Origin of the sequence: Mycobacterium sp. RTGN5 (assembly GCF_033804465.1) — a bacterium.
GTDB lineage: Bacteria > Actinomycetota > Actinomycetes > Mycobacteriales > Mycobacteriaceae > Mycobacterium.
In genome coordinates this window covers 440301-456488 of record NZ_JAPZLA010000003.1, presented here as the reverse complement: position 1 = coordinate 456488, position 16188 = coordinate 440301, and the positions used below count along the sequence as shown (strand labels likewise).

General features: G+C 65.7%; 15 protein-coding genes. 10 read left to right on the top strand and 5 right to left on the bottom strand.

Annotated features, from left to right (window positions below; all coding sequences use genetic code 11):
* Positions 1–48: 48 nt before the first annotated feature.
* Positions 49–2787 (top strand): LuxR C-terminal-related transcriptional regulator, encoded by a 2739-nt coding sequence (locus SLQ31_RS19160; RefSeq protein ID WP_319435581.1) that lies wholly within the window; start codon positions 49–51, stop codon positions 2785–2787.
* Positions 2788–2847: 60 nt separating this feature from the next.
* Positions 2848–3528 carry a class I SAM-dependent methyltransferase gene (locus tag SLQ31_RS19155; protein WP_319435580.1) on the top strand — a complete coding sequence of 227 codons (681 nt, stop codon included), beginning with the start codon at positions 2848–2850 and terminating at the stop codon, positions 3526–3528.
* A gap of 118 nt (positions 3529–3646) precedes the next feature.
* On the opposite strand, the gene SLQ31_RS19150 is transcribed toward SLQ31_RS19155, so the two are convergent.
* Positions 3647–3904: a hypothetical protein gene (locus SLQ31_RS19150; protein WP_319435848.1), complete on the bottom strand. Its 258-nt coding sequence runs from the start codon at positions 3902–3904 to the stop codon at positions 3647–3649.
* On the opposite strand from SLQ31_RS19150, the gene SLQ31_RS19145 reads away from it, so the two are divergent.
* The 4 genes from SLQ31_RS19145 to SLQ31_RS19130 all read left to right on the top strand — a co-directional run bounded on the left by SLQ31_RS19145 (position 3903) and on the right by SLQ31_RS19130 (position 8952).
* Positions 3903–4349 carry a hypothetical protein gene (locus tag SLQ31_RS19145; RefSeq protein ID WP_413642484.1) on the top strand — a complete coding sequence of 149 codons (447 nt, stop codon included), beginning with the start codon at positions 3903–3905 and terminating at the stop codon, positions 4347–4349. The genes SLQ31_RS19150 and SLQ31_RS19145 overlap by 2 nt on opposite strands.
* Before the next feature lie 484 nt (positions 4350–4833).
* Positions 4834–5754, top strand: a complete 921-nt coding sequence (locus SLQ31_RS19140) for an alpha/beta hydrolase (protein WP_319435579.1) — start codon at positions 4834–4836, stop codon at positions 5752–5754.
* Positions 5751–6227 carry a VOC family protein gene (locus SLQ31_RS19135; RefSeq protein ID WP_319435578.1) on the top strand — a complete coding sequence of 159 codons (477 nt, stop codon included), beginning with the start codon at positions 5751–5753 and terminating at the stop codon, positions 6225–6227. Before SLQ31_RS19140 ends, SLQ31_RS19135 begins: the two co-directional genes overlap by 4 nt.
* A gap of 49 nt (positions 6228–6276) precedes the next feature.
* Positions 6277–8952 carry an ATP-binding protein gene (locus SLQ31_RS19130; protein WP_319435577.1) on the top strand — a complete coding sequence of 892 codons (2676 nt, stop codon included), beginning with the start codon at positions 6277–6279 and terminating at the stop codon, positions 8950–8952.
* Between the two features lie 19 nt (positions 8953–8971).
* On the opposite strand, the gene SLQ31_RS19125 is transcribed toward SLQ31_RS19130, so the two are convergent.
* From SLQ31_RS19125 to ychF, 3 genes are all read right to left on the bottom strand, one after another.
* The gene (locus SLQ31_RS19125) at positions 8972–9535 is read right to left on the bottom strand and encodes a dihydrofolate reductase family protein (RefSeq protein WP_319435576.1); all 564 of its coding nucleotides are present in this window, start codon (positions 9533–9535) and stop codon (positions 8972–8974) included.
* A 39-nt stretch (positions 9536–9574) separates the two neighbouring features.
* Entirely contained in the window at positions 9575–9766 is a 192-nt protein-coding gene (locus SLQ31_RS19120; protein WP_319435575.1) for a hypothetical protein, read from the bottom strand.
* A gap of 1039 nt (positions 9767–10805) precedes the next feature.
* Positions 10806–11885, bottom strand: coding sequence for a redox-regulated ATPase YchF (ychF, locus tag SLQ31_RS19115; RefSeq protein WP_319435574.1), 1080 nt, complete (start codon positions 11883–11885; stop codon positions 10806–10808).
* Between the two features lie 93 nt (positions 11886–11978).
* Between ychF and SLQ31_RS19110 the strand changes: the two genes are divergently transcribed.
* A complete protein-coding gene (locus SLQ31_RS19110; protein WP_319435573.1) occupies positions 11979–13100 on the top strand; it encodes a DUF6542 domain-containing protein in 1122 nt (373 codons plus the stop codon).
* Between the two features lie 13 nt (positions 13101–13113).
* On the opposite strand, the gene SLQ31_RS19105 is transcribed toward SLQ31_RS19110, so the two are convergent.
* Positions 13114–14115, bottom strand: a complete 1002-nt coding sequence (locus SLQ31_RS19105; RefSeq protein ID WP_319435572.1) for a 4-hydroxy-3-methylbut-2-enyl diphosphate reductase — start codon at positions 14113–14115, stop codon at positions 13114–13116.
* 54 nt (positions 14116–14169) lie between these two features.
* On the opposite strand from SLQ31_RS19105, the gene SLQ31_RS19100 reads away from it, so the two are divergent.
* From SLQ31_RS19100 to SLQ31_RS19090, 3 genes are read left to right on the top strand one after another with little or no spacing between them, the layout of a single operon-like run.
* Entirely contained in the window at positions 14170–14724 is a 555-nt protein-coding gene (locus SLQ31_RS19100; protein WP_319435571.1) for a lipid droplet-associated protein, read from the top strand.
* Positions 14721–15947 (top strand): exodeoxyribonuclease VII large subunit, encoded by a 1227-nt coding sequence (xseA, locus tag SLQ31_RS19095; RefSeq protein ID WP_319435570.1) that lies wholly within the window; start codon positions 14721–14723, stop codon positions 15945–15947. Before SLQ31_RS19100 ends, xseA begins: the two co-directional genes overlap by 4 nt.
* Entirely contained in the window at positions 15944–16174 is a 231-nt protein-coding gene (locus SLQ31_RS19090) for an exodeoxyribonuclease VII small subunit (RefSeq protein WP_319435569.1), read from the top strand. The genes xseA and SLQ31_RS19090 overlap by 4 nt, the downstream gene beginning before the upstream one ends.
* Positions 16175–16188: the final 14 nt, after the last annotated feature.

The window sequence follows — 16188 nt, the reverse complement described above, 5'->3', positions numbered from 1 at the left end:
CACGCGGACGGCGGCCGGATCGAGAGCCGATAAGGGGAGGCTAGGCGGATGCAGCCAAGGAGGCAGCCCGCTCCGGTCGTGTCGACCAGGCTGCGGGCCCCGGCCTTGGACGGCGGGCTGATCGCCCGTGAACGCCTCATCGCTCTGCTGCGAGCCGGTAGCACCAAGCGGCTGATATTGATCCACGGCCCAGCAGGTTTCGGCAAAACGACGTTGGCTGCGCAATGGCAGCGGGTGCTCAGCGCCGAAGGTGTGCCGGTCGCCTGGATCACGCTGGGCCGCGACGACAACGCCACCGGCTCGTTCCTCGGCCATCTCGTGGAGGCCGTTCGCCGGGTGGAACCCACCGTCGGCGCCGGGCTGGGCGGGCTGCTGGAGCAGGAATCCGAGGACGCGCAACGCTACGTCCTGGCGGAGTTGGTCAATCAATGTGCCGAATACGGACAGCCGCTGGCAATCGTGCTGGACGACTGGCATCTCATCGATGGGCAAGGCGCCACCGCAGTATTGGAATTTCTTCTCGACGTCGGGCCCGACAATCTGCACCTGATCGTGACGAGCCGGACGCGCGCACCGGCGATCGGACGACTCAGAGTCGGCAAGCAGGTCTACGAAATCGATGCCTCTGCGCTTCGTTTCGACCAGGACGAGTCGGCCGCCTTCCTGCTCGAGCTGAACGCGCTGGACCTCGACGGTGACGACGTGCACACGTTGTGGTCGAGCACCGAGGGATGGGTGGCCGCGTTGCAGTTGGCCACCCTGTCGTTGCGCAACAACCCTGATCCGTCGGCGTTGATTCGCGACTTCTCCGGGCGTCATCACTCCATCGGTGACTACCTGGCCGAGAACGTCCTCGACACGCTGCCTCCGGATCTTCTCGATTTCCTGCTGACCACCTCGATCTGCGAGCGCCTGTGCGGGGGGCTCGCCGCCGCCGTCAGCGGCCGCCCCCGCGGCCAGGCGATCCTCGAAGACCTCGAACGGCGCGACCTGTTCCTGCGGCCACTCGACGACAACCGCGAATGGTTTCGCTACCACCACCTGTTCGCCGGATACCTGCGCCAGCGGCTGGAACGCGATCATGGCGAGAGGATCGTCGGTCTGCATCGCGCCGCGTCGGCCTGGTTCGCCGATCACGAGCTGTACAGCGAGGCCGTCACCCATGCGCTCAACGCCGGCGACGGGCGCGAGGCGGTGGATCTGGTAGAACGCCAGGCCATGTCGCTGGTCGAGCACAGCCGGATGGCCACCTTGCTCGCGTTGGTGAACAAGCTGCCCAAGCCCCTGCTGGCCGACCGGCCGAACCTGCACATCGCGATCGCCTGGGCCAACTGCCTGTTGCAACGCAGTGCGCAGGCTCAGGTCTCGCTCGACCTGGCCCGCGCCGCCTTGGGCTCGGCACCCGAGGGCGCGACGTCGGATGTCCTCGGCGAGGCCAACGTGGTGCAGGCATGCATCGACGTCTACGGCGACCGCATCGATCGGGCCGCGGATCTGGTCGCGCCCTACCTCGGGGAGAATTCCGGCCACCGGCCGTTCCTGGTCGCAGTGTCGGCCAACATCAGCACCTTCGTCGATATTCACAACTTCGCCTACGACGCAGCCGAAGCGCGCCAGCGCTGGGCCACCCCGTTTCACGAAACCGCCGTCGGCCCGTTCGCCGGTGTGTATGGACGGTGTTTTGCCGGGCTGGCCGCGTTCGCCCGGCTCGATCTCATCAGCGCCGAGAGTCGCTACGCCGAGGCCAGGGCGGTGGCCGAGCGCATGGCCGGTCAGCAGTCACATGCCGCCCGCCTTGCCGGTGCCCTCCTTGGCCGGGTGCACTACGAGCACGGCGACATCGACACGGCGGAAACCCTTTTGGAGGAGTGTCACGAGCTGGGGGCGGAAAGCGGCGTCGCCGATTTCATGATCGCCACCTACAGCACGCTGGCCCGCATCAAGGTGCTTCGGGGCGATATCGACGACGCCATGGCATTGCTCGAAGAGGGAATCTATACCGCGCAACACCTTTCGATGCCCCGACTGTCGGCCGCCCTGTACAGCGACAGTTTGCGCCTGCACCTCGCCGTCGGCGACATCGCCCGCGCCAAGGATGCGCTCGCTCGCAGCACCAGTGACGTCGCCACGGGGCAGGACGGTATCGCCTTCGCCGTGCGCTATTACCAGCGCGGGATGCGAGCGCGAATCCTGCGAGCCAACAACGATTTCGAGAGCGCGTGCCGCATCCTCACGGCGATGCGGGACGAAAGCAGAGCGGTCGGCTGGCGTTACGGGGAAACGGCCACCAACATCAAACTGGCGAAAGTGCTTTACCTGAGTGGAGATACCGCGGCCGCGTCCGACGTGCTGGTGCCCACCCTGGTGACGGCCGCTCGAGCCGGACTGGTCCGCACGGTTATCGATGCCGGCCCGGAGATACTGACAATGGTGGCTCAGCTACGCGAGGCCAGCCGGATCAGCCGGCAACCCACCGGCTTTTCCGAGGTGCCGGCCAACTATCTGTCACGCCTACTCGCCACCGCGCACGCCGATGCGCGCAGCGCGGCGATTCCTGTCATCGCCCGCGTCGCAGATCGATCGGCGCTACCCGAAGAGCCGCTCAACGCAAGGGAAATCGACATCCTCCGCCTGCTGGAACGTGGGCTGTCCAACAAGCAGATCGCCCGCAACCTCGGGGTCACCATCAACACCGTGAAGTGGTACCTCAAGAGCATCTACATCAAGCTCGGGGTCGGCAAGCGCGGCGAATCGATCACCGAGGCGAGACGCCGGCACATCCTTTAGCCTTTGCCCGATCAGCAAATTACCTTGCCAGCCGCGCATCGGCATCGGCACCATCGCGGTGTGACCTCAAACCCATTCGATGACTCAGACCATGTCGCGATGTATGCCGAGCGTGCCGCACAGATGGTTCCCGCCTACCGGGACATTCACCGTCTGGTCACGGTCCTCATCGCCGAACGGGCGCCGTCGGATGCCAGGATTCTGGTGCTCGGGGCGGGCGGAGGACTGGAGACCAAGTCGTTCGCCGAGGCGCAGCCAGGCTGGACGTTCGACGCCGTAGATCCCTCGGCGGCCATGCTGGATCTGGCCGCGCAGAATCTTGCAGCGCATGCAGGGCGGGTGCGCATGCACCACGGGTACATCGGCGACGCGCCACCCGGGCCATTTGCCGCCGCCACCAGTCTGCTCACCTTGCACTTCCTTCCCTACGACCAACGCCGTGACACCGCGGTACAGGTGCGGCAACGGCTGGCACCCGGTGCACCGTTTGTCGTTGCGCACCTGAGCTTTCCGCAGCACGACCATGCCGAGCGGGAGTTGTGGATGGGTCGGCACGTCGCGAACCTCGTCGCATCGGGCGTCGACCCCGCTGATGTCGACAAAGCGCGCGCCGCGATCGCCACGGACGTTCCCGTCCTATCCCCAGCGCAAGACCGCGCGGTCCTGCTCGACGCCGGCTTCGCCGATGTCACGGAGTTCTTCTCGGCGTTCACGTTTCGTGGGTGGGTGGGCTACGCCTGAACAATCCCGATGTTGCACTGTATTCAGCTGATCGCATGTGTGGCAGCGACTGCCCCCGCTACTGTCGACTCACCAACGTCGGCCAGGAGCCCACCATGCACAAAGCATCGATGACCCACTATGCGGCACTGGCAATCGTCGGGGTGACCGCACTGTCAGCCGTCGCGTGCGGCTCGTCCAACAACAGTTCGCCAAGCGGGACTTCGACTGCGTCGAAGACCACATCGTCCGCGGCGGCCTCGTCGGCGCCCCCGTCGAAGGTCAATGGCGAGGACGAGGTGATCGGGTCGATCGATTCGGTATCCGGCACGACGATCACGGTGAGCGGCCCAAAGGGAACGGCGTCGGTGTCCTTCACCCCGTCGACGAAGGTCATGGAGCTGACACCCGCCAAGCTGACCGACATCAAGGCTGGCCAGTGCGTCACCATCCGGCCCGCAAGCGGAGCAGAAGGCGGAACCGTCACCGCGGACGCGGTTGTGGTCGGCGCCTCGAGTAGCGGTCAATGCCAGAAGACTGGCGGCGCTGACAACGCAGGGCTTCCGAGCAGTCCGTTGGGCGGCTTCCGTGGCACCGTCGATTCCGTCAGCGAGAAAACAGTCGTCCTGGCGACCGTCGCCGCCGACGGCAGTGCCACGAAAACCACGGTCCAGGTGAACGATACGACGCTGATCGCCGATCGTCACAAGGTCACTGGCGACGCCATTGTCGAGGGCAAGTGCATCATCGCGGGCGGGACCAACGACACCGGCGGGGTGTTGCAGGCGTTGACGATCAACCTTCCGCTGGTCGTCGACGGCAAGTGCCCGCAGCCCAAGTAGCGCTAACGCGTGAACAGCGACAGTTCCTTGCCGCGTGCCGGTTCGAACGGGAGTGTCATGACACATACCTAACTTGACGCTCCGCGGGGTCGTCTCTCCTACTGCCGACTCAGGCATCGGGTAGTACGTCTTGATCAGCAGGTTGCGGTCGTCGTTCCACGCGAATGTCTCTATTCTGTAAGTCATTTGGATGCTCGGCTCGGTACCGAATTGGTTCTCACACACTCAGGCCCTCTCGTTGCCGTTTACCTGCACTGTGATCGTCGTGATCTTCAGGATCGACTGAACGTGTCGAATGCCTCGGAGGTCGCAGCCTCGAATCCCTGATGGCCGACCGTCAGTCAAGACACGATATTCAACCGAGTAGAATCACCGAACTGGCCGATTTGCCGCGGGCACAAATGGGAACGGTGACGATGTCATTGCGATCAGGATCGATGAAACCGGTTCTGCACGACCTCTTTTCCTGCGGCCTCTGACTGCGGTGGCGCTCATCGGACGGAAGCGATCGCCGCTCCAACCCCCACCCCCGGGCCCGCCGGAGTGGTTCGTAACAGCGTTGGCGCAGAAACCCGAGCATTCCGACATCAGCGTTGATGGTTGCCAGATACACCTGCGTACGTGGGGAAGCCGCGACCTGCCCCCGCTGTTGCTCGTGCACGGCGGAGCCGCCCACTCGGGATGGTGGGACCACATCGCACCGTTCTTCTCGACAACCCATCGAGTCATCGCGCCGGATCTCAGCGGCCACGGCGACAGCGGAACTCGCACCGAGTACCGCCCGCGCATCTGGGCACGCGAAGTGCTCGCGGCAGCGGAGGCCGAAGGACCATCTGGTCGGCCAACCATCGTCGGGCACAGCATGGGCGGCTCCGTCGCATCGGCCGCGGCCGGCCGCTACGGCGAGCAGATCGACAGCATCGTCGTCATCGATTCACCCCTGCGGGATGAGGCGCCGGAGGAAGCACGGCTGCGCGATCGCAATCGACATCCCAGCGGATACCGGTCGAAGGAGGAAATCCTCGAACGATTCACACCGGTCCCCGCGCAGAGCACCGTGCTCCCCTACATCTGGAGCCATCTCGCCGACCAATCGATACGCCATGCGCCGGAAGGCTGGTTCTGGAAGTTCGATCCGGCGATCTTCGATGTACGCCTGGGCCGCGTCCCCGCGGACGAGGAGAAGCTGGAACAGGCAATGGCCGAAATGCCTTGCCGTATCGGGTACATAAGATCCGAGGCTGGTCTGGTATCACCCGAAATGGCCGACCGCATCCGCAGTATGTTGCAGCTCAGAGGGCCGTTCGTTGAGCTCCCGGCGGCCGGCCACCACCCCATGCTGGATCAACCGCTGGCTCTGGTAGCCACCATTCGGACACTGCTCGAAATGTGGTCCATCACGTGAGCACCAAATCGACTCCCCCGCGATTGCACGGCGCACACCACTTGGGTTTGTCCGTCCGAGATCTGGAACGCAGCATTGCGTTCTACTGCGACGTATTGGGGGCGGTGCTGGCGCGCTCACCGTATGAAGGCGAGAGTCCGGCGTTCTCCGGACGGATGGCGATCGTGGCGCTCGGCTCGACGGGGCTGGACCTCTTCGAGCATGCGGCCAACGGGGATGAACCTTTCGACCCGGTGCGCACCGGGCTGGATCACCTCGGGTTCGCCGCCGATTCGGCCGAGGAACTGCAAGCCTGGGCCGATTGGCTCGAGTCCTGCAAAGTCGCGCACTCGGGTGTCCGCGACATCATCGTCGGCGGAACCGAATCCGTCGGTGCCATGCTCGACTTCCGCGATCCGGACGGAATCCAGCTGGAGTTCCTGTTTCGCGACACCGCCAAGATCCAACGATTGCGTGCCTACACACCCAGCTGACTGCTCCGACACCCCTGTGCGCTGCCGTGTGATGTGACATCCTGCGGAGGTGTCCACGGCGGCTGCGCCTTCGGGAGTGGTGACGTTTTTGTTCACCGATGTGGAGGGTTCGACCGCGCGGTGGGAGGCCGACGCGGAAGAGATGCGGGCGGCGCTGGCCGCACACGACGAGGTGTTGCGTTCGGCGATCGAGCGGCACGGCGGTTGGTTGTTCAAACACACCGGTGACGGAGTATGTGCGGCGTTCGCGTCGCCGCGGTCTGCGGTGGATGCGGCGCTCGCTGCGCAACACGCGCTTCAGTTGCCCGTGCGGATGGGGCTGGCGACCGGCGAAGCCGAACTGCGCGACAACGACTACTTCGGCAAGGCGCTCAATCGCGCGGCACGAGTGATGGCCACCGGACACGGTGGTCAGATCCTGCTGGCCGACTCGACGGCAGCTCTGCTCAGCGGCGTCGATCTGATGGATCTGGGATCCAGACGGTTGCGAGGCGTACCGACGGCGGTCGGAATCTTCCAAGTGCGTGCGCCAGGTTTGGCGACGGATTTTCCGCCGTTGCGGGCGCTCGAAACGAGTCCGGGAAATCTGCGGCGCGCGACGAGCAGCCTGATCGGACGCGAGTCCGACGTCGACGAGGTGCATGCGGCGGTCAAGACTCACCAGCTCGTGACGTTGACCGGTGTCGGCGGAATCGGCAAGACGCGGCTGGCGGTGGAGGTCGCGACACGTCTGGTCGACGAATTTCCGGACGGTGTCTGGCTTTTCGAACTCGCGGCGGTTACCGATTCGGCGTCGGTGCCCGATGCGGTCGCTGCGGTCCTTGGCATTACTCAGCAATCGGGATTGAGTGTCAGCGAGAGCGTTGCCGCCGCGTTAGAGGGCAGGGTGCGGCTACTGGTGTTCGACAATTGCGAACATGTGCGCGACGCCGCCGCCGACCTGGTCGAGTCGATCCTCGCGCAATCGGCGTCGGTGCGGATCCTAGCCACCAGTCGCGAAGGGTTGGGGATCCCCAATGAGCAACTATGGCTGGTGCCCTCGCTGGACATCGGCGCGGGCATCGACAGTGCCGCAGTGGATTTGTTCGTCGAGCGCGCCCGCAACGTCGCTTCCGGGTTCTCGATGGCCACGACCGATGAAGCGAGCGCGGTGGTGGAGATCTGCCGCCGCCTGGACGGGATCCCGCTGGCCATCGAATTGGCGGGCTCGCGAATGGCATCGATGACTGCCAGCGAGGTGCGTGATCGTCTCGATCAGCGGTTCCGGCTGCTGGTCGGTTCGCGGCGTGGGCTGCCGCGCCACCAGACACTGCGCCACGCGGTGGCCTGGTCCTACGACCTGCTCGACGAGGCGGAGAAACCACTACTGGAGCGGTGTTCGGTGTTCGCCGGCGGATTCGATCTCGAAAGTGCCTGCGCCATTGCGGGTTCGAGCGACGAGTTCGCCGTGCTGGATCTGCTCGACGCGCTGGTGCGCAAGTCGCTGCTTATCGCTGACAGGAATTCGGGGCGAACTCGGTTTTCGATGCTGGAGACGATCCGTCAATTCGCCGAGCAACAACTCACCGAGCGCGGCGACGCATCCGAGGTCCGGGGAACCCACTGTCGCTACTTCGCCCGACGCGAAGCCGACATCATGGCCCTGTGGGACAGTCCCCGCCAGCGGGAGGCCTACGGCTGGTTCACCGTTGAGCTGGCCAACCTGCGGTCCGCATGTCGGTGGGCCACCGATCAAGGCGACCTCGACGTCGCCGCCACCATCGCGACATCGGCAGCATGGCTTGGCTTTTGGACGCACAACTACGAACCGATAGCGTGGGCCGAGGAGCTTATCGAAGCCGCCCGCCGCGCCGATCATCCGTCACTCGGATTCCTGTATGCGATGGCATCTACGTGCTGGTGGCCCGGACGGATCGAGGCAGCTGTCAGCTACAGCGACGCCGGCCAGCTGGTCATCGGCAGTGGCCGCTACGACGAGGTGCCGTTCGGCCTCGACGGCGCGCTCGGCGCTGCGTACCTACACTTCGGCCAACCCGAACGGCAGGTCGAATGGTGCCGCGCGCGGCTCGCTTTCGGTCGCGACACCCACGGGATCACCACGGCATTCCTGACCGTCGCTCTGACGGTCGCGGGGTGCGGCGCGGAGGCGAGGGCCGCAGCGAACGGCCTGATCGAGGTTGCCGAGGCCACCGGCAACCCGGCGGCGCTTTCGTTTGCGCTCTACGCCTACGGTTTCGCGTTCGGCGACGCTGATCCCGCCGCGGCGCTGACCGCCCAGCGCCGCGGTCTGATGATCGCCCAGGAGAGCGGCAACCGTAATCCCGAAACCCGCATCGCGGGCAGTCTGGCCCGCCTTGAGGCGGAGTATGGCGACCCGGTGGCCGCGCTCGACTATGTCGCACTTGCGCTCCGGAATTTCCACGACGCGGGCAACACAACCATGATCCGTTTCCCGCTGGCCGTCCTCACGGCCCTTTTCGACCGGCTCGGACGCGACGAACCGGCGGCCACTATTGCCGGCTTCGCGTTCAGTCCCCTGACCGCGACCGCGAACCCGGAGTTCACCACCGCCATCACCGATCTGCGCGATGTCCTTGGCGACCAGATCTATGATTCGCTCGCCCGGCGAGGTGCGGCTATGACCGCTGCCGCGATGGTGACCTACGCCTACGACCAAATCAACCAGGCCCGAAGAGAACTCGCAGATCCACCCGAATCCACGTAGAGCGCAGTCCAGCCACCTCTCAGCCAGGCACGTAGCGCAGATGGACGGTGCCGTTGTCGAAGACTCGGTGCTCGGCGAGCTTCATGTTGAGGCGCACGTCGTCGGGTAGCGCGCGCAGGCCGCCGCCCACCACCTTCGGCACCACGAAGAACTGGAACTGTTCGACCAGGCCGGCGCGGATCGCCGCGGCCGCGGTTGTGGGCCCGAAGATCTCGACGACGCCCGTCGCACCGTCGACGATCCGCCGCAACTCGTCCAGGCTCAGGTCGGGCAGGAGACGGACTCGGTCCGATCCGACCTCTTCCTGAGTTAGCGTCGACGACACCACGACCTTGTCGATGCCCCGCCAGCGGCAGGCGAATTTCTTCTCAGCGGGAGTCCAGACTTCGTCGACCGGATCGGTCTCCCAGTACTGCATCAGCGCGAACGTCTTGCGCCCCAGCACCTCCGTCGACGTCTCGGCCATGCGGTCGACATGGACAGCGAACACTTCGTCGTTCGGACCCGACCACTGGAAGTCGCCATCCGCGTCGGCAACGTAGCCGTCGAGAGATACGGTCGCGGTGAAGTTCAGGATTCCCATGCTATTGAGACTCCTCCGCCCCGCTGAACTCATCGCTCCTTAGTTCACCTTGTTCAAGGTGAACGGTTCCGGTGAGCCGGTGCCGGCCCCGGCGGGCTTGCCACAGGCCGGTCCGTGCAGTGTGGCGTCCCAAGATCCCTTGAGCGACGTGGCATTCCATGAATAGATCGCGTCGACCGCGGCGTCGGCCCCGCTGGCGCATAGGTACCCGTCCTTCCGGACCACCTTCATTGACCATTCGCCGTTCGCGAGGTAAGCCCGCCCGGAAAACGGCAGCGCCAGTGTGTCACCACTATCGTCACCGGTGTCCGCTTTCACCGCTATGTCAGCGCATCCTCGTCCGCAGGCAGTGATCGTCCACGTGCTGCTCCCTGTTGTCGCGCCGGTCGACTTGTACGTGCCGTTCAGTTCCGGCTCGGATGGGGCTGATGACGAGGCGGGCGAGGCGGGCGACTTCGCAGGTTCGCCGCCGCATGCCACGGCAAGGGTTGCGAGACCGACTCCGACAACGGCGAGCAGAGAGGCGGGCAGTACGCGACTCGCGGTCATGGCCAAGCCTTTCAGGCACCGGGTGTGGTTTCCTGCAAGGCTTTCAGCATTCTCACGTCCATGCATCAGGGAAATCCCTGGAAAACTGGGCGGCGGCCCGCAACGGTCCTGTGATGAGTTCTCGGTCCTGCACCACATGGGGCTCGAAGACACCCCGCGCCTGGACGTTGTGCAGCTGTTAACCGACCTTGGATAAGGTAATCGGTACAGCAGGAAGCATCGGACATTGATAGCTGCCAGAAAGTGAGTTCGCGTCGATAGTTGTTGCGCAACCGGCATTTGTTGTGCCTGCCCAAACATTGCCCTGCAGGTGCAATTGACCACGGACCCCCTGGTCCACGTTCAAACAGCCGGGACCGCAAGACGACAAGTCCCAATTGAATCCGCCGTCCTGCAGTGCAGTCGAATTAACGCGGTAAGTTCCGGTCAGCGAATCCGCATTTACCGGACTGGCCGTAACAGCCGAAACGCCAGCTAATAGTGCAGCCATCGCAACAAAACGCCAAACCTTCATCATTCCCCCCAAGAAACACTGAATTGCCTCCCCAGCAATTGCCAAGGAGCCTAGCAGCGTGTTTCAGGATCGCCTGTAGATCGACGAAGTCTCCGTGCCTCTACTTCCAATCCGCCGAGTGTGGGTCCTGTGCACAGAAAACTCGTCAATCGCGTGCATTAGGCCCACGGTCGACGTTCCAGCCGGGCATCAGCCGCAGCCCACCTACTAGACGTTGAACCTGAACTCGACCACGTCGCCGTCGGCCATGACGTAGTCCTTGCCTTCAATCCGCACCTTGCCCGCCGCCTTGGCCGCAGCCATCGATCCGGCCTCCACCAAGTCGTCGTAGGACACCACTTCGGCCTTGATGAAGCCCTTTTCGAAGTCGGTGTGAATGACGCCGGCCGCCTTGGGCGCGGTATCGCCCTGGTGAATCACCCACGCGCGGGACTCTTTTGGCCCCGCCGTCAGGTAGGTCTGCAGCTTCAAGGTGTGAAAACCCGCCCGCGCCAACGCATCCAGTCCACGCTCGGTCTGCCCGATCGATTCCAGCAGCTCGGCCGCCGACTCGTCGTCAAGCTCTTGGAGCTCCTCCTCGATCTTGGCGTCGAGGAACACCGCATCGGCAGGCGCGACCATCTCCTTCAAGGACGCGACGTGCTCGGGATTGGTCAGCACCGACTCATCGCAGTTGAACACGTAGAGAAACGGCTTTGTGGTCAACAGGTTCAGCTCACGCAGCAGCCCCGAGTCCACCCTCTTGCCCGCGGCGAACATCGTGGTGCCGTCATTGAGCACCTGCTGGGCGACCAGCGCCGCCTCGTGCACCGCCTTGCGGTCCTTGTTCGTGCGGGCTTCCTTCTCCAGGCGCGGTATCGCTTTCTCCAGCGTCTGCAGATCGGCCAGGATCAGCTCGGTGTCGATCACCTCGATGTCGGACTTCGGGTCCACCTTGCCGTCGACGTGGACCACGTCGTCGTCGGCGAACACCCGGACCACCTGACAGATCGCGTCGCACTCACGGATGTTCGCCAGGAACTTGTTGCCAAGGCCCGCCCCCTCGGAGGCACCCTTCACGATCCCGGCGATGTCGACGAAGGTCACCGGCGCCGGCAGGATCCGCTCAGAACCGAAGATTTCGGCCAGCTTCGTCAGCCGCGGATCGGGCAGCGGAACGACGCCCTCATTCGGCTCGATCGTGGCGAACGGATAGTTGGCTGCCAGCACGTTATTGCGGGTCAGCGCATTGAATAGGGTGGATTTCCCCACGTTGGGCAGACCGACGATTCCGAGGCTGAGGCTCACAGGGACCACAGTCTAGGAGAAAGGTCCAGCAGACCCCTCGCCTCACGGCCCCGCCGCCGGTCCACATTCAGTCGGAAACGGTACGGTCTACGTGTGTCAGCACAGCGAGCCAGGTCGTCGGTGGCGGCCGCGAATCGCTCGGCGCATCCGAATCTCCCCGGCGTGCCGTGGTGGGGTGCCGTCCTGATTGCTGTGATCGCCACCACAATTGGATTCGCGTTCGACGCCGGCTCCGGCAACAAAGATCTCGGCAACGTGTTCGCCGCCCTGTATGCCGTCGGTTGTGTGGCCGCGGTGCTGGCGGTCCGGCAGTCCAGCATCTTCACTGCCGTCATCCAGCCGCCGTTGATCCTGTTCGTCGCCGTGCCCAGTTCCTACTTCGTGTTCCACGGCGCCGAGTTCACCGGCATCAAGGACACCCTGATCAACTTCGGCTACCCCCTGATCGAGCGCTTCCCGCTGATGCTGTTCACCTCAGCGGGCGTGCTGCTCATCGGGTTGGTGCGCTGGTACTTCGCCATGTCGAGCCGATCAACAGTGACGGCCGCTCCCGCCGATGCCGACGACGATGCGACCCCCGGCCTGTTCGCCGGGCTGGCGGCCAAGCTCACCTCGGTCTTGCACCGCGGCGACGCCGACGACGAGGACGGCGCCGAAGAAGCGCCACGGCGCAAGCACAGCATCGATCGGCCCGCGACTGCGGAGAAGCGCCCCCGGTCGGGTCGGCCCGCCAAGCGGCCCGCACCCACCCGCTCCCGGCACGCCCGTCCCCCGCTGGAGGACATCACCGAGGCGCCCGAGCGTCCCCGCCGGCGCCGTCCGGCCGCGGACGACGCCCCAGACTTGGCCGAGGCCCCGCGGCGCAGGCGTCAGCCGCGCGATCCGAACGGCCGCACGCCACCGCCGTCCCGGCGTGAACCACGCGAATCTCGCGAGCCACGGGCACCCCGCGAACGCCGCGACCCCTACGGCGCGCCGCCGCAGCGCGACAGCCGGTTCGAGCCGTACGAGACCTACCCGTCCTACGAGCCGTATCCGCCCTATGAGCCACCGCCACGGCAACGGCCGCCGGGCAGGGCCAATGGGGATAGCGGCAGCCACCACCCGGTGTCGCGGGTGCGGTATCGCGGCGAGGGCGAAGACGCTCCGCGTCAGCAGCCCAGGCCGCGCCGGTCAAGTGATTGGGACGCCGAGTCCTGGCGCTCCGACCGCTGACGGGCGCCGAACCCTAAGTGCGGGCGGGACGGATTTCGCGCGGAAGTGCGAACACCAACGTCTCGTTGGCGGTGGTCACCGGCTGGACAGTGCCGTAGCCGTACTCGGCCAGCCGCTCCAGCACACCCGTCACCAAGATCTCGGGCACTGACGCCCCCGAGGTGACGCCGACGGTCGTAACCCCGGACAGCCAGGCCGGGTCGATGTCCTCGGCGTAGTCGACCAGCTTGGCGGCATTCGAGCCGGCGCCAAGCGCCACCTCGACCAGGCGCACCGAGTTCGACGAATTCCGCGAGCCGACGACGATCACCAGCTCGCACTCCGGGGCCATCGCCTTGACCGCGACCTGACGGTTCTGGGTGGCGTAGCAGATGTCGTCGCTGGGCGGGTCCTGCAGCGTCGGGAACTTCTCCCGCAGCCGGCGCACCGTCTCCATGGTCTCGTCGACGCTCAGCGTGGTCTGGGACAGCCAGATGACCTTGTTCGGGTCGCGCACGGTGACTTTGTCGACGGCATCCGGGTTGTCGACGACCTGGACGTGGTCAGGTGCCTCACCGGCGGTGCCGACGACCTCCTCGTGACCGGTGTGGCCGACGAGCAGGATGTCGTAATCGTCGCGGGCGAACCGCTTGGCCTCGTTGTGCACCTTGGTGACCAGCGGGCAGGTGGCGTCGATGGTCTTCAGATTGCGCGCGGCGGCCTCCACGTGGACCGTCGGCGCGACGCCGTGCGCGGAGAACACCACGATGGCACCCTCGGGCACCTCGTCGGTCTGCTCGACGAACACCGCCCCGGCCTTGGCCAGGGTTTCCACGACGTAGCGGTTGTGCACGATCTCGTGCCGCACGTAGACCGGGGCGCCATGCTTCTCCAGCGCCCGCTCGACGGTCTCGACGGCGCGATCCACCCCGGCGCAGTAACCACGGGGTTCGGCCAGCAGCACTCGCTTACCGGTCACGCCCCCGGTGACCGAGCTCGCGGCACCGGGAATCCCCATGTTGACGGTAGGCGGCATGGTTTCAAGGGTACGTTCCCGCAACGTGGCAGGGCCAGCCGTAGGCTGTTGGCCATGGCAACAGCACCATATGGGGTTCGTCTGCTGGTCGGCGCTGCCGTGACCGCCATCGAGGAAACCCGCAAGCTGCCCCAAACCATCCTGATGTACCCGATGACGGTGGCGAGCAACATCGCGCACATCGTGATGAAGATGCAGCAGGACCTGGCCGACCTGGTGATCAAGGGCGACACCGCACTGGAGAACATCTTCCCGCCGAAGGACGAGCAGCCGGACTGGGCGACCTTCGACGAAGATGCCTCCGACGGCGACGGGCCCGTGCTCGACGGCGAGCGCCTTACCGAAGGCCGCTTCGCGCTCTACACGGTGACTGACGGGGTCGACACGAAGGCCGCGGGAACGACGGCGACGACGACCACCACCACCGCGCCGGACATCGCCGAGGAACTCGACTACGAGTCGCTGACCCTGGCTCAGCTGCGCGCTCGCCTGCAGTCGTTGAGCGTCGCCGATCTCGAGGCGCTGCTTGCCTACGAAGAAGCCTCCAAGGCCCGCGCACCGTTCCAGACTCTGCTGGCCAACAGGATCACCCGCGCGTCCGCCAAGTGACCAGCGCCCAGGCCAACTCTGCGGAGAACCCGTACCCGGTCCGTGCGGTGGCCATCCGCGTTGCCGGTTGGATCGACAGGCTGGGCAGCGTGTGGGTCGAGGGTCAGCTGACCCAGATCAACGTCCGCAACTCCACGGCCTACATGGTGCTGCGCGATCCCGCGGCCAATATGTCCCTGGACATCAGCTGCCCGCGTGATCTGGTGCACGCCGCGCCGGTGAAGCTCACCGAAGGCACCCAGGTCGTCGTGCGCGGCAAGCCGACCTTCTACACGGTGCGCGGCTCATTTTCCTTGCGCGTCAGCGACATTCGCGCTGTCGGCGTCGGCGAACTGCTGGCTCGCATCGAGCGGTTGCGCAAGCTGCTGGAGGCCGAGGGTTTGTTCGACCCGCGGCTCAAACGCCCGCTGCCGTTCCTGCCGTCGACCGTCGGGCTGATCACCGGACGGGCCAGCGCCGCCGAGCACGACGTGACGACGGTGGCCGCGGCCCGCTGGCCGGCGGTGCGGTTCGCGATCCGCAACACCGCCGTGCAGGGTGTGAATGCGGTGGCGCAGATCGTGGAGGCTTTAGCGGAGTTGGACGCCGATCCCGACGTCGACGTCATCGTGATCGCCCGCGGCGGCGGCAGCGTGGAGGACCTGCTGCCGTTCTCCGACGAGACCCTGTGCCGTGCGATCGCCGCCTGCACCACGCCGGTGATCAGTGCCGTCGGCCACGAGCCGGACAACCCGCTGTGCGACCTGGTCGCCGACCTGCGCGCGGCCACCCCCACCGATGCCGCCAAGAAGGTGGTGCCCGACGCCGTCGCCGAGCTGGCTCTGGTCAATGAACTGCGGCAGCGCAGCGCCCAGGCACTGCGCAACTGGGTCGGCCGCGAGCAGCGCACCCTGACCCACCTCCGCAGCCGCCCGGTGCTGGCCGACCCCCTACGCGGGCTCACTGCGCGCACTGAAGAGATCGAGCGGGCTCGTGCCGCGGTGCGCCGCGACGTCAACCGGCTGGTCGCGGCCGAATCCGACCGAATCGGCCACCTGGCCGCACGCCTGGCCACCCTGGGCCCGGCGGCGACGCTGGCCCGCGGCTACGCCGTGGTCCAGACCGCGGACGGCGACATTCTTCGAACACGCGCCGACGCGCCGGCCGGAACCCGGTTGCGCATCCGGGTCGGCGACGGCGCGATCGGCGCCACCAGTACGGGCCCGACAGATGGAGCCGCATGAGCAAGGCCGATGAAACGAAGCCCATTAGTGAGCTTGGCTACGAAGAGTGCCGGGACGAGTTGATCGACGTGGTTCGGGTCCTCGAGCAAGGCGGACTCGATCTTGATTCGTCGCTGAAATTGTGGGAACGGGGCGAGGAACTGGCCCGACGCTGCGAGGAGCACTTAGCCGGAGCCCGTAAGCGCATCGAGGATGCGCTGGGCGCCCGCGCCGACGGCGAGGACTGATCGGCCCGAGCCGG